The following is a 22,777-nucleotide window of genomic DNA, read 5'->3' as shown; positions in this document are numbered from 1 at the left end:
TGAGCGTCCGCGGCATTCAATATCCGCCAGGGGCTGCAGCCCGCCCTGGCCCGGGCCATCCGTCAAGCCGTCTCGCTCAGTGCGGCTGGGCGCCATTTCGCCAGTCGCTTCTCGACCAGCGACATCGAGTACTCCGCCGCCAGTGCCACCACCATGATGATCACGATGGCGGCATACATGCCGGCGGCATCGAACGAGCCCTTGGCGATGTTGATGAGCAGGCCGATACCGAAGCGCGAACCGACGAACTCGCCGACGATGGCGCCGACAATGGCAAAACCGAAGCTCACCTGCAGCGAGGCAAAAATCCAGCTCATGGCCGAGGGCACGATCACCGACCAGGTCAGTTGCCAGGGCGTTGCGCCGAGGATCTGCGCATTGGCGATCAATGAACGGTCGGCCTCGCGCACGCCCTGGAAGGCATTGGAAAACACCACAAAAAACACCATCACAAAGGACAGCGCCACCTTGGAACCCAGGCCCAGGCCCAGGATCATGATGAAGATGGGCGCCAGCACCACGCGCGGGATGGAGTTGAAGACCTTGATGTAGATGGAGAACACATCGGCGGCCATGCGGTTGCGGCCCAGGACCACGCCCACGATCACGCCCAACACGGCGCCGCTGCCAAAGCCAAGCAGCGCCTCCTCCATGGTCACCCAGAGGTGATACCAGAGGGAAACACCATCGGTGCCATCCACCATCCATTGCCACAGGCGCTCCAGGATCGCGGTCGGGCTGGAGTAGAAAAATTCGTCGATCACCTTGGTCCGCACGGCGACTTCCCAGCCGACCAGGAAGACGGCCAGAATCAGGAAGCGCCAGAAGAGAACCATGCGCCGTCTTTTGACCGCCGCATCCGCGGCGGCGCGCTCAATCTCTGCGTCGGAGGTGCCGGCGCGAAACACCGGCCCATTGGCCGTCAGGGTGGAGTTTGTCATGTGTAGTCCTTTTGCTCAGGCGGCAACGGTTTCGGCACGGGCGGCGCCCAGCTTCACTTCGTCGCGCAGGTCATTCCAGATGGTCTGGGAGATATCAATGAATTGTTTGTCGTAACGGATGTCCGACACCACGCGGGGCCGTGGAATGTCGATGGGATAAACCGATTTCACCGTGGCCGGGCCGGCCGTCAGGACATAAACCTTGTCGGCCAGGCCAATCGCCTCTTCAAGGTCGTGGGTCACAAACAGCACCGAAGCCTTGGCTTCCGACCACAGCTGCAGCAAGGCGTCATGCATGAGTACCCGCGTTTGCACGTCGAGTGCGGAAAAGGGCTCATCCATGAGGAGGATTTCCGGCTCGTTGATGAAGGTTTGCGCCAGGGAAACGCGCTTGCGCATGCCGCCCGAGAGCTGGTGCGGGTATTTGCTCTCATGGCCGCTCAGGTTCACCCGCGCCAGCCATTTTTCGGCGCATGCATAGGCTTCGTCCTTGGCCATGCCACGAAACAGCGGGCCGGCCACCACGTTGTCAATCACGCTGCGCCACGGAAACAGGGCATCGGTCTGAAACACAAAGCCGATGCGCGGGTCGATGCCGTCCACGGGCTGGCCGAACAGGCGCACCTCGCCGGCCGAGGGTTTGGCCAGGCCAGTCACCAGGTTGAGCGTGGTCGACTTGCCGCAGCCCGTGGGGCCGACGATGGCGACAAACTCGCCGCGCTCTATGGTCATGTTGAAGTCACGAATCGCCGTCATGGACTTGCCATCGGGTGTGACAAAACGGCGGCTCACATTGATCAGTTCTACGGCTGGTGTGGCCGGGCTGGAGGTATCAGTCATAAATGGTTCTCTTTGTGCAGGGGAGCGAGGCGTGCGAGGCCCGGAAGGGCCATCGGCAGACAAGCTTCAGCCGAAGGCCTGCGAACCAGGCCCTCGGCGTCCAACTTACTTGGCGCGTTTGACGAACTCGGAGGTATAGGTCTTGGACAGGTCCACTGTCTTGCCTTTCATGTTTTTCGAGAAACCGGAAAGCACGGCCAGCACGGTTTCGGGACCGCCCGCGGGCATCACACCGTCGGGCGTGAACATCGCCTTGCCGTCATCGAGCGCCTTGATGTAGCCCTCCTTGTCGCCCACATAGAACTCGGGCGGCATCTTGTCGGCGATTTCGGCACCGGTATGGGTATTGATGTATTTCATCGTTTTGACAAAGGCATTGGCCAGCTTTTGCGCGGTTTCCTTGTGGCTGTTGATCCACGCGGCGTCCATGTAAAGCGAGGCCGCCGGGTAGGTGCCGCCCAAGGCCGCCTTGGTTTTTTCCACGGTTCGCATGTCCACCAGCACCTTGGCTTCACCCGTCTTGACCATGCGGGAAATGGTGGGCTCGGTGGTCATGCCGGCCTGAATCTTGTCCTGCTGCATGGCGGCGATGAAAGTGGTGCCGGCGCCGACTGGCAAGGTGGTGAAATCGCCGACAGGCACATTGGCGCGAGCGGCCAGCGCCAGCGTCAGAAAATTGGTGGAAGAACCCAGGCCTGTCACACCCACGGTCTTGCCCTTCATGTCGGCCATGGACTTGAGTTGGGGATGCTTGGTGGACACCAGAATCACTTCGCCCGGCGCCTGGCTGAACTGAACGATGGACTGGACAAACTTGCCCTTGGTCTGCAAGTCCACGCAGTGGTCATAAAAACCCACCACACCATCCACGGCACCGGCAAGCATCTGGAGCTCGGCATCGACGCCGGCCGGCTGATTGAGCAGCTCAACATCCAGTCCCTCGTCCTTGAAGTAGCCCAGGCGCTCCGTCAGCTTCGCAGGCAGGTAGATTTGTTTTTCGTAGCCTCCCACCATGATGGTGACTTTCTCGGCGGCAACGGCCGCCGCCGAAGCAGTCAACGAAGCGGCGATGGCAAGGGCGGATAACAGGAAGCGTCGGCTCAGCATGGTTTATCTCCTAAAAGGTTTTATGGTCAAATTCAGCGATGGGGCCAAGCGCGTCATGCGCACATGGAGGCAAGCACCTCGGACCCCACCGATGAAGGCAGTGTGCGCAGACGACCTTTCCTGCCGCTTTACTTTTGGGAATCCTAGGGAAAACACCTAATCCAAGGCAAGCCCCAATCAGGGGCTTGAAGTGAAACTGCAGCCATCATCCAGGTCGGATAAAGCAAAGAGAATTTGACATGCGTCTGCTATTGATAGAGGACAGTGCCGAGCTGGCCAAATGGCTCGCCAAGGCCTTGCAAGGCAGTGGTTACGCCGTCGACATGGCCCATGATGGCCAGGATGCCGACCACCTGTTGTTCACCCAGACTTACGATGCCGTCATCCTCGATCTGGAACTGCCTTCGATGGATGGGCTGACGGTCCTGCGGCGCCTGCGGGCACGCGGCAGCACCGTGCCGGTCATGGTGCTCACGGCGCGCGGCGAACTCAGCGACAGGGTCGCCGGCCTCAACCTGGGCGCCGACGACTACCTGGCCAAGCCTTTTGAGCTCTCTGAACTGGAAGCCCGCCTGCATGCCCTGATCCGGCGGGCGCATGGCGTCAGCGCGCCGCTGATCACGCTGGGGCCTTTGAGCTATGAAAGCGTTGGCCGGACTTTCACGCTGGGCGGCGCCACGCTGGCGCTTCGGCCCAAGGAGCACGCGGTACTGGAAGTGCTGCTGCTGCGCGGCGGCAAGGCCATCAGCAAGGAAAAGCTTTTCGAAAAGGTGTTCTCGGTCGATGCCACCACGGGCCAGGATGTGGTTGAAATCTACATCCACCGGCTGCGCAAGCAACTGCACAACTCTGGCGTTTCGATCATTACCCTGCGCGGACTGGGCTACCTCCTTGAAGCAACTTGACAGTCTTCGGCTTCAGCTGCTTCGCTGGTTGCTCATCCCGCTGGGGCTGCTGCTTGTGGTCAACGCATTTTTCAGCAACCGCACGGCCAATCTGACCGCCAACCATGCTTTTGACAGCTTGTTGGTCGCCTCGGCCGACACCATCGCAGACCAGGTCACCGTCAGGGATGGTGCGCTGGCCGTGGACTTGCCGTATGTGGCGCTGCAACTGCTCGAATCGAACCTGCAGGAACGAATTTTCTACCGCGTGGTGGCACCGGATGGCAGAACCCTGACGGGCTACGATGACTTGCCAATGCCGCCGCGGCGAACATCCACCGCCGACACGCAGGTGACTTACACAGCCCAGTACAAAGGCGAAGACATCTACCTGGTGGCCTATTACAAGCAGGTGTACGGACTGAGCACGACCGATCCGGTGGTGATCCTGGTCGCCGAAACCGGCGAATCCAGAAGCGCCCTGTCGCGGCAGATATTGATCGATGACCTGCAGCGCCAGGCCGTCCTGATCATCGCGGCCGGCCTGCTAGTGTGGCTCGGCCTGGGCCGGGGCCTGAGGCCCCTGATGGAGCTGCGCGACAGCCTTGTGAAGCGCTCCTCTTTTGACCTCAGCCCCATCGACCAGACCCGTGTCCAGAATGAGATCCGGCCCTTGATTGAGGCACTCAATCAGCACACCTCGCGCATCGAGAAACTGATTGAGAGCCGGCAGCGCTTCATTGCCGATGCCTCCCACCAACTGCGCACGCCGCTGTCGGAAATGCGCACCCAGGTCGAATACACCCTCAGGCAGGGACGGCCAGAGTTGTCGCACGAAACCCTGGCCACGGTCAGGCGCTGGCTTGACAGCCAGACGCGCCTGATTGGGCAACTGCTGCTGATGGCGCGCTCAGACCCCGAAGCCATGCAAAACCATCACAGCGGCGTGGCGAACCTGATGGCGCTTGCGCGGGATACCGCGCTTGAGCATGTGCCCGCGGCCCGGCGAAAGGCCATTGACCTGAGCTTTGAAGGCCCGGAGCACGAAGTGCCGGTCATGGGCAATGAGCTTTTGCTGCACGAGCTGATGGCAAACCTGATCGACAATGCGATCCGCTACACGCCGGCCCATGGCGCCATCACCGTGCGAGTCATGCAGGGTGAGTGGGCCGTGCTGGAGGTGGAAGACAACGGCCCGGGTATTGCACTGTCCGAACGAGAAAAAGTATTTGAGCGTTTTTACCGCGGGCCCAACAAGGACGCTCAGGGTTCAGGACTGGGTCTGTCCATCGTGCGGGACATCTGCGTGTCGCATGATGCACAGATCGCGCTGGACAGCCCAGCCGGAGGCGGGCCAGGCCTGCTTGTGCGGGTTCAGTTCAAGCCCGCGCACCTTATTTGACCGGTGCGGTCTCACGCCGCCAGCGTTGCAAGAACTCCTGCCGTTTGGCGTGGTCAAGAAAGACCAGCAGGGAAGGCCCGACACCGATGGCCTTGATGCTGGAACCCAGCGACTGCCGCAAGGTGGCGGCCGAGAATTCCCCCGGTACATCGCCGCGCACCGAAAACAGCTCGGCCCGGTTGGCCAGCAGGCTTTGCCCGCGGTACGACAGCAGGTAGTCCAGCCACAGCCTCGCGGCATTCGGATGCGCCGCGCTTGTTGACACCAATGCGATGCGCGACATGACCAGGGTGTAATCGCTGGGCAGCACCACGCCAATCGACGGATCGCGCCGCGCACGCGTCAAGGCATATGATCCGATCAGGTTGTAGCCCAGATACACCTTTCCTGACGCAATGCGCTCGACCATCGCCGACGTGTTTGACCCCTTCTCCACGTCACTGCTGCCCAGTGCTCTTGCCAGGTCCCAAAAACCGGGCTGAACGCGGCTGTCCTGCGTGGCAAACAAAAAACCCACGGCAGATCTTTCAATGTCATAGGTGGTGACATGGCCTGCGTATTTCTGGCGATGCGTTGCCAGCAGATGGGCAAACTCCGCATGGGTTTGCGGAATCTCCGGCCCGGTGACCATGCGCTTGTTGTAGACAAAAACGGCCGGCTCAAAGGTCGTGCCATAGGCCGCATCACGCCAGATGGCCCAATCGGGCAGCGCGGCGGCTTCCGGTGACCTGTAGGTGGCCGCGTGGTGGTCGTTGGCCAGCTTGATCTGCAAATCCATGGCCGAACTCCACAACACATCGGCGGTGGGTCGATGCGCCGCCGTCTCAGCAAGGTATCTCTGGTAGAGATCGGTACTGATCAGCTTATGGTACTGAACCCTAACGCCGGGGTAGAGAGATTCGAAATCGCGCACCAGCGACGCCACGGCCGACAAGTCTGTGGTGGAGTAAACCACCACCACGCCTTCTTTTCGCGCCGCCTCCACCACCGCGCCATAGTCGGCGGGGTAATGCCCGGGTAGCTGTGCACGCGCCATTCCGCACAAGGCCAGCAAGCACCAGCAGACCACTTGCGCGATCAGGCGAAACGGGCCCTCCCCCACCGCGTACAAACGCCAAGCTCTCACAAACGGTCTCCTTATGATCCTTATGGATTTGTCGCTAGCATATAGCGAAGTCTTTCCGGATTTCGCCCCATCCGTTCCCCCGTCACCCGCCCATTGTTGAAGGCACACCATGAGCCATCACGCCGCAAACGGCATCGCCTGAGATGAATGCACCGCAAAATTCACTGTCGCTGCGCCGGTACGGCGCCTCGCACGGCAGCCATGCCCATTCGCATTTTCAGGTGCTGCTGGGTCTCGACGGGGTGCTGGAACTGGAAGTGCAGGGCCGCGGCCAGCGCATCGCGGCCGGCCAGGGCTGCGTGATTGCCCCTGGTGAACGGCACGACTTTGAAGCGCGCTACGGCAGCCGTTGCCTGGTACTGGACACTGCGCAGGCCGGCTGGGCGCGCTGTCCGTCCCATCCGGCGCAGGCGGCTCAAACCCTGGCACTGGCGCGCTATCTGGCGCTGTCGCTGGAACAGGACCGGCCGCAAGCCGGCAGCCTGGCACAGCACTACGGCCCGCGGTTGCTGCTGGAGGCATGGCGCCCTGCGCAAAGTCTGCCGAACTCGCCGCCGTACCAGCGCTACCAGCGCCCGATTGACTGGGAGCAGCTCGCCGCCTGGACGCGGGAGCGCCTGCATGAGCCGCTGAGTGTTGCCCAACTGGCGCAGCAGGTGTTTTTGAGCCCGACTCAATTCGCCGCACGCTGCCGGCGCGAAACCGGCCTGAGCGTGATGCAATGGCTGCGCAACCAGCGCCTGTGCCGGGCCCAGGCCTTGCGCGCCGACGGCATGACCGTGGCCGACACCGCCCTGCATTGCGGCTACCAGTCGCCCTCGGCCCTGACGGCAGCGATGCGCCGCCAGCGCCCAAATTGAGCCTGGTTGAACCGGCCATCGGTTCTGCCACCGGCTTAGTAACGGTACGGATTGTTGGGACGGCGGTCATGTCGGTCGCGCATCCCGTCGCCGTCGCGATCTCCATAGCCCGCGCCCGGACCGCCGTGGTAGAAATGCCGGCCCTGGTCATAGGGCACATAGGCCACACAGCCGGACAGGGCGCTCAGACCGGCCAGTGCCAGCAACACCATCGTGAGTTTTTTCATCGCGTCTCTCCTTGAATCTGGAATTCATCCCTGTGGCGACCCGCACCGGCAGATGAGCCTATGGATAAGCCCATTTCACTTCCGCTCGGGTGCCGGCCGGGTGTCTGGCGTGCAGCGGGCGTGTGAAGCCGGTTACCGGATGTAGCCGCCCCCTGACCAGAGAAAGACCGTCGTTGCGCGACGATGCCGCCGCCAGCACCCCGTATGCTGGCGGCCATGCAAGCCAATTTATACGCACTGGGGGCCATCGCACTATGGGCCACCCTCGCCTCGCTGGGGGTTTCGCTCAAACATGTTCCCCCCTTCCTGCTAACGGGTCTGGCGCTCATCATTGGCAGCGTTCTGGCCTTGCCGTTCGTCATCAAGGACCGGCGGCAATGGGCGGTGTCGCCGCGCACGCTCGGCCTGGGGGTGTTCACCCTGTTCGGGTTTCACTTCCTGCTGTTCATTGGCTTGCGCATCGCACCGGCCGTGGAAGTGAATCTGGTCAATTACCTGTGGCCCTTGCTGATCGTGGTGCTGGCCCCGCTGTATTTGCCAGGTGTCCAGCTGCACAGGGTGCACGTCATTGCCGCCCTGGTGGGCTTTGCCGGCGCGGCGCTGGCCATTCTGGGCGGCCGCGACCCGGCGGGCGCCGCCACCAGCAATGCGGCCTGGAGCGCGGGCCTGGGTTACCTGCTGGCGCTGGGCTCGGCCTGCATCTGGGCCAACTACTCCCTGCAAACCAAGCGCATCGAGTTGAAGGGCCAAAGCTTTTCCACCGCCGCGATTGGCCTGTTCGGCCTCGTGTCGGGCCTGCTGTCGCTGCTCTGCCATGTCGCGCTGGAGCCGCAGGTGACGCTCTCGGGCCAGGACTGGCTGCTGCTGGCCGTGATGGGCCTGGGGCCGCTGGGTGCCGCATTTTTCCTGTGGGACAAGGCGCTCAAGCGCGGCGACGCCCGTCAGATCGGCATACTGAGCTACCTGACCCCGCTGAGCTCCACCGCCCTGCTGATGCTGGTGAGCGGCCGCACCCTGACCTGGAGCATTGGCCTGGCGGCCGTGATGATCATTGGAGCGGCGCTGCTGGGGACACGTGCGCGCGTGCGGAAGATACGCAGATAGCCCGCTCCCCGATGAACAGCCAGGCTCCCGGCCCTGCGGAACCAGCAGCAGGCGCATGTTCAGGATCGGCTCGATATTGAACGGTTCGAGCCGGGAGCCATGCGCCCCGGGTCAGCAAGCTCGGCAGCTACCTGGCCCGTACGAGGTGCGGCGGCCGGGCAAGAAATGCCGGTAAAAAAAGACACCCGGCAAGACCGAAAACCGGGATCATCCTGGCCTGGCACTTCGCATGGGTCCGATGCACGATTTCAAGGATTTCCAACCTGAGCCCCATCACGATGGCGGGGATTGAGTTGCTGAGTCGCATTTCAGTCAAAAATGCGTTTTTCGACCCGATGATTTGTCAATAGGGAGAACTTTTTTTGCCAAAATTCTGCAATCTGCACCAGAATCAACACAGGCGAAATGGGTGATTAATTTGACAATCAGAGACTCTCGCCAAGTCGCATTGCCAATCCAAAAAAGTGACACGACGCAACTGGAGCAAGTTACTGCTAATGATCGGCCTGATCGGCCTGTTCGGGCTGCTGGTTTTTGTCGCCCGGCTGATCTACAACGAGCTACGCACGTCCGAATGGCAAGCACGCAACCTGTCCGAACTCGGCCGCGAACTGACGTTCAAGACGGAGCCGGGGCCAAGTCCGTCAATCCGTTTTCCCAAGCCCGGTCCTTACGATGAGCGCCTTGGGTATAGCAGTCTTCCTGCCTATACCGAGTTCCTGACGAGGCACGATTACCTGATTTCGCAGCAAGCGCGCATCTCGCCGCGGCTGGCCCAGCTCACGGACAGAGGGCTCTTTCCGGCTTATCGGGAGAAGAGTCAAGCCGGCATTGACTTGCTCGACTGCAACAGACAATCCCTGTACTCTCAACGCTTCCCCGGACGCAGCTATGCGAATTTCGAGTCGGTGCCGCGCTTGCTTGCAGACACACTGTTGTTCATCGAAGACCGTGAGCTGCTGACGACCGATTATCCGCACCACAATCCTTCGTTCGACTGGAGCCGCTTCGCCAGGGCTCTCTCCGACCAGTTGCTGCATGTGTTTGATAAATCGCACCCCACGCCGGGAGCCAGTACGCTGGTCACACAGATCGAAAAATACCGTCATTCACCTGAAGGCCGGACCCCATCGCCGCAGGAGAAGCTGCGGCAGATGGCTTCGGCCTCCGTCAGGGTGTATCTGGACGGCGAGAACACGCTCCCGGCGCGCCAGCAAATCGTCGTGGACTATCTGAATACCGTGCCGCTTGCGGCCAAGCCGGGCTATGGCGAGATCAGTGGCCTGGGCGACGGTCTGTGGGCCTGGTACGGTCGTGATTTTGAAGAAGTCAATCAGCTCCTGGACGGTGACGACATGCCACTGGAAGATGAGCCGCCGCAGCGCAGGGCAGAAGCCTTCAAGCAGGCGCTTTCGCTCATGATCGCGCAACGCCGGCCTTCCTATTACCTGCGGGAAGGCATGGCGGACCTTCAGCAGTTGACCGACAGTCATTTAAGGCTGCTGGCCGCGTCGGGAACCATTCCGGTTGCACTGCGCGATGCGGCGTTGCCGATCAAGCTGAATCTGCAGCAAAAGCCCGTCGACGAGCCGCCAATTTCCTTTGTCACCCGAAAAGCAGTGACCGCATTGCGCGCCCATCTTTCCGGTTTGCTGCACGTCAAGCACCTTTACGATCTGGACCGTCTCGATCTCACCGCGGTCACGACCATGAATGGCGAAATGCAGGGTGCGGTGACGACGGTGCTACGGCAGCTCAAGAATCCAGCCAATGCCAAAGCGGCGGAACTGTATGGCCACAACATGCTCGGCAGCGGCGATGACCCGGGCAAGCTGATTTTCAGTTTCACGTTGTTCGAGCAACGCGGTGGCGCCAATCTGCTGCGCGTGCAGACCGACAATTTCGACCAGCCTTTCGACATCAATGAGGGCGCCAGACTCAATCTGGGATCGACCGCCAAGCTGCGCACGTTGATTACCTATCTCGAAATAGTCGCCAGCCTGCATCAACGCTACGCCGGCATGAAGCCGAAGGAGCTGGCCCAACTGAAAGTGGAGAGCCAGAACGTCTTGAGCCGCTGGGCGCTCGATTACCTGGCAAAGGCGCAGGATCGGGGTCTGCCCGCGATGCTGGAGGCCGCGATGTCGCGGCGCTACTCGGGCAATCCAGGGGAAGCGTTTGTGACAGGGGGAGGCGTGCAGACATTCACGAATTTCGAGTCCGAGGAAAACTACAGGGTCATGACGGTACGCGAAGGCTTCCAGCAGTCGGTCAACCTGGTTTTTGTCCGGCTCATGCGCGACATCGTGCGGCATTACCAATTCGAGATGGCCGGCGCCAGCTCTGAGTCGCTGGAGGCTCAGAGCGAGCCAAGGCGACAAGAAATCCTGTCCCGCTTTGCCGACAGGGAAGGACGCCAGTTCCTGGTTCGCTTCTACAGAAAATACCACGGCAAGACGCCACAGGAGGCCCGGGAATTGTTGCTGGAAAACATGCGTCCGGCACCTGCTCGCCTTGCCGTGGTGTTCCGCAGCCTCGAGCCGGACGCCGGCCTGGAGAAATTCTCCACCTTCATGCATGAACAATTCCCCAAGGATGGCCTCTCGGACGCCAAGTTGAAAGCGCTGTATGAGCAGTACGGGCCAGACAAATTCTCCTTGGCCGACCGCGGCTACATCGCTGGCATCCATCCATTGGAGTTATGGCTGCTCGGCTTCATGCGCCAGCATCCAGAGGCGACGCTGACGCAATCGCTGGACGCAAGCCGCGAGGAGCGCCAGGCGGTCTACGCCTGGCTGTTCAAGACACACCACAAGACCAAGCAGGACAAACGTATCCGGCAAATGCTGGAACTGGAGGCCTTTCTGGAAATTGGCCGCGACTGGCGGCGACTCGGTTATCCATTCGAATCGCTCACGCCCTCTTATGCCAGCGCGGTTGGCGCCTCGGGCGATCGACCCGCCGCGCTGGCCGAGTTGATGGGAATCATCGTCAATAAAGGCATGCGTCTGCCGCTCAGAAAACTGGAAAACCTGGACTTTGCCCAAGCAACGCCCTATGAAACGCACTTTGAGAACAAGGCAGCTGTGGCCGAACGGGTTTTGCCCGAGGAGATAACGGACGTGGTGCGCCGCGCATTGCTTGACGTGGTGGAGGGTGGAACGGCCAAACGGCTCAAGGGCGGCTTGCGGCAGGCAAAGGGCAAGGCAGTGGAAGTTGGCGGAAAAACCGGCACCGGCGACCATCGCTTCGAGGTCCGCGCTCCGGGCGGCAGGCTGATTTCCTCGCGCGCCGTGAACCGTTCCGCCACCTTTGTATTCCTGATCGGCGATCGCTTCTTCGGCACCATCACCGCCTACGTCCGCGAGCCCTATGCGGCCAACTACAAGTTCACCAGTGCGCTCACGGTTCAATTGCTCAAATCGCTGACGCCGACACTTCTGCCCATGATGGAAACAGGCGCCAGCGCCCCTTCGTTGGCCTGCCAGAATTGATTTGATGCGTCATCACGCTGCCGCGAGCCTGTTGATCCGCCCCCATGAAAATCGAACCGCTCGTCCCGAGCTTGTCGAAGGGCCCAGCCGGAACGGGGCTTAAAACCTCTCCAGGCCGAATCAATAACTCTGAAGCATCGCAGCCGGATCCTCACTGGCCATCACCTGCTCGGCCCAAGAAGCGAGTTTTCCGGTATCGGCACGCAGAATCTGCTGCTTGATCGCCAGAATCTGCGATGGGTGCATGGAAAAGCTGCGCAGCCCCAGGCCCAGCAGCAAACGCGTCATGCTGGGGTCGCCCGCCATCTCGCCGCACACACTGACACCCTTGCCCTGGGCATCGCATTCGGCAATCGTGTCGGCCACCAGCCGCAGCACCGCCGGATGGCAGGGGTCGTACAAATGCGCCACCGACTCGTCGGCCCGGTCAATCGCCAGCGTGTACTGGATCAGGTCGTTGGTGCCTATGGAGAGGAAATCGAAGTACTTCAAAAACACCTTCAGCGTGAGCGCCGCCGCCGGTATCTCTATCATGGCGCCCAGCCGCACCGGGCCGTAAGGAACGCCCCGGCTGTCGAGAATGGCGCGGGCATGGTCGATCAGCCGCATGGTCTGGCGAATTTCGCTGGCGTGGGCCAGCATGGGCACCAGCAGATTCACCTGGCCGTGCGCCGCCGACCGCAGGATGGCGCGCAGCTGCGTCAGGAACATCGGCGGGTCCGCCAGACTCCAGCGAATGGCGCGCAGCCCCATGGCCGGGTTCAGGTGGCTGTCCTGTGCCTTTTCCGCCAGCTTGTCGAGCGGCTTGTCTGACCCCACATCGACAGTGCGAATCGTGACCGGCAGGCCGTGCATGCCTTCGATCGCCTTGCGGTAGGCAAGGTACTGCTCCTCCTCATCGGGCAGCTTGCCGTTGCGGCCCATGAACAAAAACTCGCTGCGGAACAGGCCGACCCCGACCGCCCCGGCCTTGACCGCGCCCAGCGTGTCCTCGGGCATTTCAATATTGGCCAGCAGTTCGATATGCTGGCCGTCCATGGTCACGGCGGGCGTGTGCTTGAGCCGATTCAGGCGCTCGCGCTCCAGCTCGCCCTGGCGCTGCTTGAAGCCGTACTCGGCCAGGATGATGGGCGACGGGTCGACGATCAGCACACCGGCATCGCCGTCAATAATGACCCAGTCGTCCTGCTTGATCAGCTGGCTGCCACTGCGCGCGCCGACCACCGCCGGAATGTCCATGCTGCGCGCCACGATCGCCGTGTGCGAGGTCTTGCCGCCCACGTCAGTGGCAAAGCCGGCAAACAGGCTCTGCTTGAACTGCAGCATGTCGGCCGGCGAAATGTCATGCGCCACCAGCACCAGCGGCACGTCCATGGTGTCGTCCAGCAGCAGGTCCTGCTGGGACTGTTTGCGGCTTGCACCCGCCTGGCCTACGGGCTGAATCGGTGAGCCCACGCCTTTCATGCGGCGCAAAATACGCTCCACCACCTGCTCCAGATCCGCCTTGCGCTCGCGCAGGTACTCGTCCTCCATGTCGTCGAACTGGCGCGCAATGGTTTCGTACTGCGTGGTCAGCGCCCATTCGGCGTTGTAGTGCCGCTCGGTGATCCAGCGCTTCACGCCGCTGATCAGCTGCTCATCCTGCAGCAGCATCAGGTGCACGTCCAGCAGCGCAGCGAGCTCGTGCGGCGCATCCTTGGGCAAATCCTTCTGCAAGCGCAGGATTTCTTCCGTGACGGCATTGCGGGCGTCCCTGACGCGCATGATTTCTTCATCGGTTTTGGCAGCGTCGATAAAGTAGTGCGCCACATCGGCACGGCTTGACGCCACCAGCACGGCGCGGCCGATGGCGATGCCGCGTGAAACGGCCAGACCGTGGACGGAAAAAGTCATTCACCTTCACCAAATTTATCGCTGATCAAAGCCCGCAACGCATCCATGGCTTTTTGCTCATCAGGCCCGTCGGTTTCGATTTCGACGGTGCTGCCCAGGCCGGCGGCCAGCATCATGACACCCATGATACTTTTGGCGTTGACGCGGCGCTCGCCCTTGACCATCCAGACCTCGCTGGAAAAGCTGCCGGCAAGTTTGGTAAGTTTGGCAGATGCGCGGGCATGCAGGCCCAGTTTATTGTTGATGGTCGTGCTGGTCTTGATCATGTGTTCTACGTACTTGGTTTTGCGGTGCGGTGATGGCCACCTGCATCACACCTTGCGCACCGCCCACCAGCGCTCGCGCAACCAGCGCATCGAGCGACTCGTTTCGATAGGAGATGGTGCGCAGCAGCATCGGCAAATTGATGCCGGTCACCAGCTTCGCATTCACCCCATCCACCAGCTTTTGCGCCACATTGCAGGGCGTGGCGCCAAACAGGTCCACCAGCACCAGCACCTGCGCGGTGCCCAACTGCTCTAGCATGATGCGTGCCTGGGCGAGCGTTTCTTCGGGCGGCATGTTGGGCTGCACATCCAGTGCGGCCACGCCTGTCGCGCTTTCCGGAAACACATGCAATGCACACTGGCGCAGGGCGGCGGCCAGGGGGGCATGGGCAATGATGAAAATACCGTTCATTGCTGTGAATTATCGGCCTTCATACTCAGGAAGTATGCATATGAGGCGATACAACAACATAAAAACACCCCCATGGCAGCCTGGAAACCGGCCACCGGCGTGAGGCCCATGGCCAAGAAAGCATCGATCAGCAGGCCGATGCCCCACTGCGTCACGAACACCCCGGCAAAGATCACCAGGTTGTACGCCGACAGCGCGCGGCCGGCCAGCGAAGCCGGAAAAGCCATGCCCACGGCGGGCTGGGCCAAGCCCATGGCGCTCGAACTCACGCAAAACAGGGCCCAGCCCAGCCAGCCCGTGGCAGATCCGGCCTGGATATTGAACGCCAGCACCGCCAGGCTGAGGGGCACGCCCCAGCCGATCAGGCGGGTGGCATGCCAGCCGCGCTGGGCCAGCCCGGGATTGACCATGCCCCAACTCCAGAAGGTCGCCAGCATGGCGGCATTGATGTAAAAAAGACCGGTGGCCGCCTCCAGCAGGCTGTTCCCCGTCACCTTGACCATCCACGGCCCGGCCCACAGTGTCTGCATGGCCACCATGCCGCCATAGTTGAAAAAAGCCAGCGGCGCCATTTTTCGGAAGTAGCGGCTGCGCCAGACCAGGGCATAACTCGCCTCTTGCGGCAAAGTCGCGGCCATCTCCGAAGCGCCAAGCGCGGGAGGCCGCGGGGGCATGCCCATGCCTGGTGCGGAAGCCACATTTTTCCAGGAGGGCGCCACCTTCGCAATGGCCAGCATCGCCAGCAAAATCATCGCCGCCAGAATCCAGAACAACAGGCGCCAGCCGGTGAGCGGCATCAGCCACTGCACGGGCAAGGTGGAGGCCAGCATGCCCAGTGAGCCGGTCATCAGCATCCAGGAATTGGCGCGCAGCACGGTAGACGCTTCAAACCAGCGGCGGTAACCCGTCAGCGGGGCCATGAGACAGGCGCTCACCCCCATGCCCACGAGCACCCGCGCCGCCAGCAGCCAGGCAAAGCTGCTGGCCAGAGAAAAGGCCAGGCAACCCAGCACGGCCAGACTCAGAAACCACAGGATCACGCGCTTAGGCCCATGGCGGTCCAGCCAGCTGCCCAGTGGCAACTGGGTCGCGGCGAAACCCAGAAAATAGCCGCCCGCCAGCAAGCCGAGGTCGCGCGCATGCAAAGAGAAATCCTGCGTGAGCACCGGCGACAAGGTGGCCGTGATGGCACGCATCAGGGCCGAAATGAAATAAGCCGCGGCGAAAGCCAAAAATACGATCACCCCGGTGTTGGCATCCAGCCGGCCGGAATCAGCCGCGGCGCCAGCCAGCGCCACGGAATCAGGCATGGGATCGCGTTTCACGGCTTCATTCCAGTTTGAGGCTGGAGAAAAAAGTCTCGGCCACCTCGGGCTTGATCTGCGCGGCGTACAGCACAACCTGAAACACCTGTGAGCCTTGCGCAAAATAGGCGGCCTGCCCACGCACGGGCGTGCCGTCGACGCGCTGGCCCTGCGCCGTCACCAGCGAGGCGGGCGGTTCAGCCGCAGCGCCGGGCAGCTTGAGCGCAAGCCGCTGCGTGGCGCCGTCGCCCGCACCGGCGCCAAGGGGTGCGGCCTTCATATTGGCCAGCGTCAGGCTTTGCCATTGCGCAAGGACCGTCGCCGCCTTCGCGGCATCGCCCAAATCCGCCACCGCCACGGCAAAGGTCGCGCCCCCCGCATCGCAGCCCAGCATGGACAGCACGGTGGGCTGACCGCCCAGCGGCACGACTTTTTGCGCCTTGTCGGGCTTGCAGGGCAGGAGCAGGCTGAGCCGGGTGTTGTCGGGGCGCACCTCGCGCCAGTTGAAGACGGGGCTGCAGGCAGCCAGCGCCAGCAGCGCGGTCAAAGCGGCGGCAAAAAGCATCAAGCGCAATCGGGGCAAGGTCGGTCGAGGCATCGGGCACTCAAAGCTTGGAAATAGTACGCACGCATTGCACTTTACAGGCATTCGTGCGTCAGCTTGAGGCTGGGGCACTTGCCCGGCGGGGTATTCGCACCGGGTTAGCGCTGCCATCAGGCCTCGCTTCGCACCAATCTGGGCATGATGTTTGCTATTGGCTTGTCTGAAGACGTCGTCATGCCCGACCGGCCACCCGTGAATGCGGTACCGACGCACCTGCCGGGCGATTAAGAGCTGCGCAACCATGCCGTCGATTCCATCGTCACGCGCGCCAAACCACATTGGATCTGAAACCCTTTACTCACAATCATTTCAAACACAGGAGCACACACCATGAACCGCAACGACATCACCGAAAAAATCATCACCGTCAAGGTCTCCAAAGGCATCACCTGGGAATCGGTGGCCAGGAAAGTCGGCCTCAGCAAGGAGTGGACCACCGCCGCCTGCCTGGGCCAGATGACCCTGGACGAGAAGCAAGCCAAGGTCGTCGGCAAGATTTTTGGCCTCACGGCTGAGGAGCAGAAATGGCTGCAGGTCGTGCCCTACAAGGGCTCGCTGCCCACCCCCGTGCCGACCGACCCGCTGATCTACCGCTGGTACGAGATCGTCAGCGTCTACGGCACCACCATCAAGGAGCTGATCCACGAGGAGTTCGGCGACGGCATCATGAGCGCCATCGATTTCTCCATGGACATCCAGCGCCAGCCCGACCCGAAAGGCGACCGTGTCAACGTGGTGCTGTCCGGCAAATTCCTGCCCTATAAGACCTACTGACAAAAACCGACAAAAGCTGCCGTCTTGCGCGGCCGCTGCCGGATAGGCCTGGACTTCGCCGGCGCCCCCTGTTGGCCCATCGTCGCCAATCGATCCGAATCTGTAGCTCACCCTCGCGCAAAGCAGCTATCCGAAGGGGCGGACACTGCTGACAGTCAGCGCGCCGGCGAAGCAGCCCGCCGTGACGCGCCCCGCTTCATCCGTGCCTCATCGGCCTCCGCCAGCGCCTGTTTCACCAGAGCCTGCGCCGCCCACGCGCCAGCAGCGATGGCCTCGTCAACGCTTGCGCCGGCGATGTCGCGCACGGCGAGCACGGCCTCCGAGCCCATCACCATCGACAACGCCTGGCTCAACCGCTGCCGCGCCGCGGGCGGCAGTTCGTCCTTCAATGCGTCAACGATGGGCCGGATGTACTTCATGCGCCGGCCCGGCCGGGCGGGGCGGGAGTCGCGTTCGTTCTCGAGCCACACGGCCATGAAAGAGCGCTCCATCACGTGGAGGCCGACCTCGTCGTCGAGCAGTATCTTGTTCAACTCGCGGGCCGCGACCCCAATGGCCTGTGCCGGGTCGTCACCCGGCCGGTAGACGTGTTCCAGCAGTGGCATTGCGCGCTCGGCCGCCGTCTCGCTGACCAGCGCCTCCACCGAAGAGAAATAGCGGTACGCCGTCGCGCGAGACACCAGGGCCCGCTCCGCCACCTCGGCGAAGGTCGGGTCGCGGCCTTCTTCGCGCAGCGCGAGCGCGGCATCGATCAGCGCCTGCCGGGTGCGGCGCTTTTGGTTGGAACGGCCCTCGGCGTCCGTCTCGTGCGCGCTTGACTTTCTGTCTGGCATGGCAAATAATGAGACAAGTGTCTTATGAAGTGACTATAGTCTCATTATAGACGCTCATCCAGAAACCCTCACCCAAGGAAGTATTCATATGAACACCATTGCGCAGCAGCAATTCGATCAGATGATCGACAGGCATTTCCGCTTCGAAGCCGAAGACGATGTCGACGGCGTCCTGAGCACGATGGCCGATGACGTCGAGCACGACGTGGTCGGCTCCGCCACCGGTCCCCTGCATGGCCGGCAGGCGGCACGCGGCTTCTACGACGCGCTGTTCGCCGATCTGTCTGGCGAGAAGGTGACCCCTGTGCGGCGCTACTACGGGCCGGACTTCGTGGTCGACGAAAGCCTGTGGGAAGGCACCGCGACCGGCACGCCGTTCGGTATTCCCGGGGCCGGCAAGCGGCTCAGCTTTCGCCTCCTGCACATCTTCGACATGGCGCCCGACGGCAAGATCAAGCGCGAGAATGTGTGGCTCGATTTCGCGTCGATCACCCAGCAACTCACCGCGCCGAGTGCCGCGTAAGACGGGCACACGAAACACGTCATGTGCGACTTCGATGCGTTGCACCGCACAGCCCCCAGCGCGCGAACCATGCGGCGCCACACCCAGGCCCGTTCAGCGGCGACGCCCGTTGCCGCCTGACTCGTGCCGGGCTTCATTCTGACGAAAGACCGAAATCATGAAAATGACCTTCCTCCTCCAATGCCCGGCAACCAGAAAAACGGGCGCGGCACTGGCCGCAGCCACCATGCTCTTCACTGTATCGGTCGTCCCATGGGCCGCCGCGCAGTCGCCGCAGCAGCAGACCCAGAGAATCCCGGCGGACCGGGCGCTGCTCGAGCATGGCCGCTATCTCGTCAAGACCGCAGGATGCAACGACTGCCATACCCCCGGATACGCCGCGGCAGGCGGCAAGGTGGCCGAGAAGCTCTGGCTCACGGGCGACACGCTTGGCTGGAGCGGACCTTGGGGAACAACCTACCCGACCAATCTGCGCCTTTTTATGCACTCTCACACCGAAGCATCGTGGCTCAAGACGGCCAGAACATTCCAGCCCCGCCCGCCCATGCCCTGGTTCAACGTCCACGCCATGACGGATCGCGATCTTCGAGCGATCTATCACTACACCAGGTCGCTCGGGCCGGCCGGCAAGGCCGCACCGGACTACCTGCCGCCTGGCCAGAAACCGGCAGGTCCGGTTGTCACGTTTCCGGGCTGATGGCGTTGTTCGGTCGGCAATGCCCTGCGCAGCGCCTTCTGGGAGAGCGCTGCGTTCGCAATGCAGAGGTCGTAAGTTCGCCCCTCATCCTCTCCACCACCAATTTGTTCTGCTTTTATTGGCATTCAGGAGCCCGGCCGTCTGAAGGCAAAATGAGGGCATGAACTCACTCGACGGCATTCGCGTTCTTGACCTCTCCCGCGTCCTCGCCGGTCCCTGGTGCACCCAGACCCTGGCCGACCTGGGCGCCGATGTCATCAAGATCGAGCGCCCCGGCACCGGCGACGACACCCGCACCTGGGGCCCGCCCTTCCTGAAAGACGACCAGGGCGCAGAAACGCACGAAGCCGCCTACTACCTGGGCGCCAACCGCAACAAACGCTCCGTCACCTGCGACATTGCCCAGCCGGCCGGCCAGGCGCTGATCCGCGAACTGGTCACCCATTGCGACGTGTTTGTCGAAAACTTCAAGGTCGGCGACATGGCGCGCTACGGCCTGGACTACGCGTCGCTCAAGGCCATCAACCCGCGCCTGGTGTACTGCTCGGTCACCGGTTTTGGCCAGAACGGGCCCTACGCCGACCGGGCCGGCTACGACTACGCCATCCAGGGCATGGGCGGCTTGATGAGCATCACCGGCGAACGCGACGACCTGGGCGGCGGCCCGCAAAAAGTCGGCGTGGCCGTGGCCGACCTGATGACCGGCATGTACGCCACCGTGGGCATTCTGGCCGCCCTGCGCCACGCCGAGAAAACCGGCGAAGGCCAGCAGGTGGACATGGCCCTGCTGGACACCCAGGTCGCCATGCTGGCCAATCTGGGCGCCAATTACCTGGTGAGCGGCAAGGTGCCGGAGCGTGCCGGCAATGCACACCAGAACATCGTGCCCTACCAGGTGTTTGAAGTGGCGCCCGCCGCCGATGGCAGCAAGGACCACCTCATCCTGGCCGTGGGCAACGACTCGCAGTATGTGAAGTTCTGCCAGGTCGCCAACATTCCCGAGCTGGGCCAGAACCCGCTGTATGCCAAAAACCGCGACCGCGTGCTCAACCGCGGCCAGTTGGTGCCGATTCTGGAAGCCGTGATGAAAACGCGCAGCAAGGCCGACTGGCTGGCGGCGCTGGAAGCGGCCAAGGTGCCTTGCGGCGCCATCAACAACCTGGCCGAGGTGTTTGCCGACCCGCAGGTCGAGGCGCGCCACATGGTCACGCAGTGGCAGCACCCGCTCAAAAGCGATCTGCACCTGGTGTCCAGTCCCATCAAGCTCGGCGCCACCCCGGTGCGCACGGACCTGCCGCCGCCACTCCTGGGCCAGCATACCGACGAGGTCTTGCGCGGCCTGCTGGATTGCTCCGAGGCCAGGCTGGCCGAACTCAAGGGCCGCCAGGTGATTTGAGCCGGTCGATTTGACGGCCGGGGCCGTTGCCTGTACACCATTGACAGCACCGCAAAAAAAACCATGATCACCCGACGCCATCTCATCAAGACTCTGTCAGCCGCGCCCCTGGGCGCCTTTCTGCCAGCCATTGCGGGCGCCGCGGCCTTCGATGTCCCGGCCCTGAAGACCGGCTACGCCCAGCGCCTGAAGAAAATGCTGGCGGCCGGTGAGCTGCCCTATATCGACCTGGAAAGCTCCTGCAACTCCACCAAGCTGGACATGGATTTCGTCGCCCAAAACATGGACCGGCTGAACATCGGGCTGATGGCGCTGTCGGCGGACATAGGCAGCGGCCAGTTCAAGAAAGGCGTGCGCTTCGACAACCTGTCGGAAAGGCTGATCGCCAGCTACCCCGACCGCTTCATCCCCGTGGGCAATGGCGGCCAGCCCCCGTCCCTGACCGAGGCCCCCGCCGAGTTTCTGGATGCGCAGGAAGCGGCCATCCGAAGCGGGCAGATGCTGTGCCTGGGCGAGTATGAGTTTCGCCACTACCCCTCGCCCCGGCAGGCCAAGCGCGGCGAGACCGAGGAGCGCGATGTCCAGGTGCCGATCGATGGTCCGACCGGGCACCGCCTTTTCAGCCTCAGCGAAAAAACCGGCATGGCCTTCCAGCTGCATTACGAAATCGAAGACGAGTTGCTGGCGCCGCTGGAGCAAATGATGGCGCAGTACCCCAAGGCCAAGGTGATCTGGTGCCACCTGGCCCAGATCCGCTACATCGAACGGGCCTCCCGCTACACGCCCGCCTATGTCGATGGCTTGCTCAAGCGTTTTCCCAACCTGTATTTCGACACCGCTTTCGGCGACCCGATGTCCACCTACCCCTTGAGCCACCAGCGGCACGCGCGCGTCTGGGCCAGCGACGGCAACCTGGACGCCGGATGGCGCGACCTGCTGGTGGCGCATCCGACGCGCTTCCTGTCCGCCCTCGACCTCGGCGGCGATCGCATGAACCAGATCCCCTCCTACGACCAGAAGCACCGCTATTTCCTGCAGCGCTTGCCCGCGGAAATCCGGCACCAGGTGGCCTACCGGAACGCCTGGGCGCTGCTGTTTGGGGAAGAATTTGCCTGAAGGGCCCCGGACAGCCGGGCGCCCGACCTGAACCCCATGAGGTGATGTGATGAAACACAATTTCGTTCTGGTGCACGGCGCCTGGCATGGCGGCTGGTGCTGGCGGCGCGTGGCGCAGGCGCTGCAGCTTGATCACCACAAGGTTTACGCCGTCACGCTGACCGGCCTGGGCGAACGCGCCCACCTGCTGTCGCCGTCCATCAATCTCGATACACACATCAACGACGTGATCAATCTCATCGAGATGGAAGAACTGCACGAGGTGACTCTGGCCGTGCACTCCTACGCGGGAATGATAGGCACGGCTGTGGCCGACAGATTCGGTCAGCGCCTGAAGCACCTGGTGTATGTGGACGCGGTGGTGCCCAAGCCGGGCGAGAGCTGGAGCAGCACACATTCAGCCGCCACGCAGCAGCAGCGCATGGCGGCGTCGCAAGCCTCGCCCAGCTTCAGCTTTCCACCGCCCGATCCCGGGGTGTTTGGCCTGCATGGCGCAGACCACGGCTGGGTCATGCGCCGCCAGACGCCGCACCCCGGCAACACCTACCAGGCCCCGCTGGACTTTGATGTGCAGCGCGTGGCCGCCATGCCGCGCACCTATGTCAGCTGCACCCAGCCGGCACTGGCCACGATAGACCCCAGCCGCCTGCGCGCGAAAGACCCCACATTCTGGAACGGTGCCTGGTTGCCCAACTCGAAGTTCATCGAGATCAAGACCGGCCACGACGCCATGATCAGCGAGCCGCATGTGCTGACGCAGATCCTGCTGGATTGCGCCGGGGCATGACGCCGCTGCGCAGACGGTTTGCTATGTTTTTAATAGCATCTTGTGCCCGTCTTTATTGGGCAAATGGCTTGTTTGACCTCTTGGACTGATTCAAAACGGCATTCCGGAGAGCAGTTTCAGCCTGGTTTGATGATCAAACAGACCTCCAGCCCTTTATTCACAAGCGCTAAATGCTATAAAAACAATA

The 22,777-nt window shown here is 62.4% G+C and carries 22 protein-coding genes; 11 read left to right on the top strand and 11 right to left on the bottom strand.

Translation table 11 applies throughout. The features are described from left to right. Window positions 1-62: 62 nt before the first annotated feature. The 3 genes from PJE01S_RS13195 to PJE01S_RS13185 form a co-directional block, all read right to left on the bottom strand. Entirely contained in the window at window positions 63-941 is an 879-nt protein-coding gene (locus tag PJE01S_RS13195; protein WP_068834095.1) for an ABC transporter permease, read from the bottom strand. A 15-nt stretch (window positions 942-956) separates the two neighbouring features. Continuing rightward, a complete protein-coding gene (locus PJE01S_RS13190; RefSeq protein WP_068834094.1) occupies window positions 957-1,781 on the bottom strand; it encodes an ABC transporter ATP-binding protein in 825 nt (274 codons plus the stop codon). 105 nt (window positions 1,782-1,886) lie between these two features. Beyond that, window positions 1,887-2,888: an ABC transporter substrate-binding protein gene (locus tag PJE01S_RS13185; RefSeq protein ID WP_068834093.1), complete on the bottom strand. Its 1,002-nt coding sequence runs from the start codon at window positions 2,886-2,888 to the stop codon at window positions 1,887-1,889. Window positions 2,889-3,127: 239 nt separating this feature from the next. Here PJE01S_RS13185 and PJE01S_RS13180 point away from each other — a divergent pair, with 239 nt between their 5' ends. After that, the gene (locus PJE01S_RS13180) at window positions 3,128-3,793 is read left to right on the top strand and encodes a response regulator (protein WP_068834092.1); all 666 of its coding nucleotides are present in this window, start codon (window positions 3,128-3,130) and stop codon (window positions 3,791-3,793) included. Beyond that, window positions 3,780-5,174 (top strand): sensor histidine kinase, encoded by a 1,395-nt coding sequence (locus PJE01S_RS13175; RefSeq protein ID WP_169804380.1) that lies wholly within the window; start codon window positions 3,780-3,782, stop codon window positions 5,172-5,174. The genes PJE01S_RS13180 and PJE01S_RS13175 overlap by 14 nt, the downstream gene beginning before the upstream one ends. Here PJE01S_RS13175 and PJE01S_RS13170 read toward each other — a convergent pair. Next, window positions 5,167-6,210 (bottom strand): ABC transporter substrate-binding protein, encoded by a 1,044-nt coding sequence (locus PJE01S_RS13170; protein WP_157090328.1) that lies wholly within the window; start codon window positions 6,208-6,210, stop codon window positions 5,167-5,169. The two genes, PJE01S_RS13175 and PJE01S_RS13170, sit on opposite strands and share 8 nt — an antisense overlap. 233 nt (window positions 6,211-6,443) lie before the next feature. Here PJE01S_RS13170 and PJE01S_RS13165 point away from each other — a divergent pair, with 233 nt between their 5' ends. Continuing rightward, a complete protein-coding gene (locus tag PJE01S_RS13165; RefSeq protein WP_068834090.1) occupies window positions 6,444-7,160 on the top strand; it encodes a helix-turn-helix domain-containing protein in 717 nt (238 codons plus the stop codon). A gap of 35 nt (window positions 7,161-7,195) precedes the next feature. Here the strand turns inward: PJE01S_RS13165 and PJE01S_RS13160 are convergent, their stop codons facing one another. Then, a complete protein-coding gene (locus PJE01S_RS13160) occupies window positions 7,196-7,387 on the bottom strand; it encodes a hypothetical protein (RefSeq protein ID WP_068834089.1) in 192 nt (63 codons plus the stop codon). 216 nt (window positions 7,388-7,603) lie between these two features. Between PJE01S_RS13160 and PJE01S_RS13155 the strand changes: the two genes are divergently transcribed. Next, window positions 7,604-8,491 carry a DMT family transporter gene (locus tag PJE01S_RS13155; RefSeq protein WP_068834187.1) on the top strand — a complete coding sequence of 296 codons (888 nt, stop codon included), beginning with the start codon at window positions 7,604-7,606 and terminating at the stop codon, window positions 8,489-8,491. A gap of 497 nt (window positions 8,492-8,988) precedes the next feature. Beyond that, window positions 8,989-11,985, top strand: a complete 2,997-nt coding sequence (locus tag PJE01S_RS13145) for a transglycosylase domain-containing protein (RefSeq protein WP_084389526.1) — start codon at window positions 8,989-8,991, stop codon at window positions 11,983-11,985. 120 nt (window positions 11,986-12,105) lie between these two features. Here the strand turns inward: PJE01S_RS13145 and ptsP are convergent, their stop codons facing one another. Genes ptsP through PJE01S_RS13120 form a run of 5 tightly spaced genes read right to left on the bottom strand, consistent with a single transcriptional unit; the run spans window position 12,106 to window position 16,458 of the window. After that, complete coding sequence (gene ptsP / locus PJE01S_RS13140; RefSeq protein ID WP_068834086.1) at window positions 12,106-13,878, bottom strand: phosphoenolpyruvate--protein phosphotransferase; 1,773 nt, start codon at window positions 13,876-13,878, stop codon at window positions 12,106-12,108. Continuing rightward, complete coding sequence (locus PJE01S_RS13135) at window positions 13,875-14,144, bottom strand: HPr family phosphocarrier protein (protein WP_068834085.1); 270 nt, start codon at window positions 14,142-14,144, stop codon at window positions 13,875-13,877. Before PJE01S_RS13135 ends, ptsP begins: the two co-directional genes overlap by 4 nt. Further along, window positions 14,113-14,556 carry a PTS sugar transporter subunit IIA gene (locus PJE01S_RS13130; protein WP_068834084.1) on the bottom strand — a complete coding sequence of 148 codons (444 nt, stop codon included), beginning with the start codon at window positions 14,554-14,556 and terminating at the stop codon, window positions 14,113-14,115. The genes PJE01S_RS13135 and PJE01S_RS13130 overlap by 32 nt, the downstream gene beginning before the upstream one ends. Next, window positions 14,553-15,866 carry an MFS transporter gene (locus tag PJE01S_RS13125; RefSeq protein ID WP_068834186.1) on the bottom strand — a complete coding sequence of 438 codons (1,314 nt, stop codon included), beginning with the start codon at window positions 15,864-15,866 and terminating at the stop codon, window positions 14,553-14,555. Before PJE01S_RS13125 ends, PJE01S_RS13130 begins: the two co-directional genes overlap by 4 nt. 19 nt (window positions 15,867-15,885) lie before the next feature. After that, window positions 15,886-16,458, bottom strand: a complete 573-nt coding sequence (locus PJE01S_RS13120; protein ID WP_068834083.1) for a hypothetical protein — start codon at window positions 16,456-16,458, stop codon at window positions 15,886-15,888. Between the two features lie 336 nt (window positions 16,459-16,794). On the opposite strand from PJE01S_RS13120, the gene cynS reads away from it, so the two are divergent. After that, a complete protein-coding gene (gene cynS / locus PJE01S_RS13115; RefSeq protein WP_068834082.1) occupies window positions 16,795-17,238 on the top strand; it encodes a cyanase in 444 nt (147 codons plus the stop codon). A gap of 155 nt (window positions 17,239-17,393) precedes the next feature. Here the strand turns inward: cynS and PJE01S_RS13110 are convergent, their stop codons facing one another. Further along, complete coding sequence (locus PJE01S_RS13110) at window positions 17,394-18,071, bottom strand: TetR/AcrR family transcriptional regulator (RefSeq protein WP_068834081.1); 678 nt, start codon at window positions 18,069-18,071, stop codon at window positions 17,394-17,396. Between the two features lie 88 nt (window positions 18,072-18,159). On the opposite strand from PJE01S_RS13110, the gene PJE01S_RS13105 reads away from it, so the two are divergent. The 5 genes from PJE01S_RS13105 (at window position 18,160) to PJE01S_RS13085 (ending at window position 22,590) form a co-directional block, all read left to right on the top strand. Further along, window positions 18,160-18,594 (top strand): ester cyclase, encoded by a 435-nt coding sequence (locus PJE01S_RS13105; RefSeq protein WP_068834080.1) that lies wholly within the window; start codon window positions 18,160-18,162, stop codon window positions 18,592-18,594. A gap of 157 nt (window positions 18,595-18,751) precedes the next feature. Further along, window positions 18,752-19,291, top strand: coding sequence for a c-type cytochrome (locus PJE01S_RS13100; protein WP_157090323.1), 540 nt, complete (start codon window positions 18,752-18,754; stop codon window positions 19,289-19,291). Between the two features lie 160 nt (window positions 19,292-19,451). Then, window positions 19,452-20,687 carry a CaiB/BaiF CoA transferase family protein gene (locus PJE01S_RS13095; protein ID WP_068834078.1) on the top strand — a complete coding sequence of 412 codons (1,236 nt, stop codon included), beginning with the start codon at window positions 19,452-19,454 and terminating at the stop codon, window positions 20,685-20,687. Between the two features lie 63 nt (window positions 20,688-20,750). Continuing rightward, window positions 20,751-21,803 carry an amidohydrolase family protein gene (locus PJE01S_RS13090; protein ID WP_068834077.1) on the top strand — a complete coding sequence of 351 codons (1,053 nt, stop codon included), beginning with the start codon at window positions 20,751-20,753 and terminating at the stop codon, window positions 21,801-21,803. A 49-nt stretch (window positions 21,804-21,852) separates the two neighbouring features. Next, a complete protein-coding gene (locus tag PJE01S_RS13085; RefSeq protein ID WP_068834076.1) occupies window positions 21,853-22,590 on the top strand; it encodes an alpha/beta fold hydrolase in 738 nt (245 codons plus the stop codon). Window positions 22,591-22,777 lie beyond the last annotated feature (187 nt).

It is taken from the genome of Polaromonas jejuensis NBRC 106434 (assembly GCF_001598235.1).
In the GTDB taxonomy this organism is placed as follows: domain Bacteria; phylum Pseudomonadota; class Gammaproteobacteria; order Burkholderiales; family Burkholderiaceae_C; genus Polaromonas; species Polaromonas jejuensis.
The sequence above is the reverse complement of the archived record's forward strand: the minus strand, read 5'-3'. Positions and strand labels throughout refer to the sequence as shown.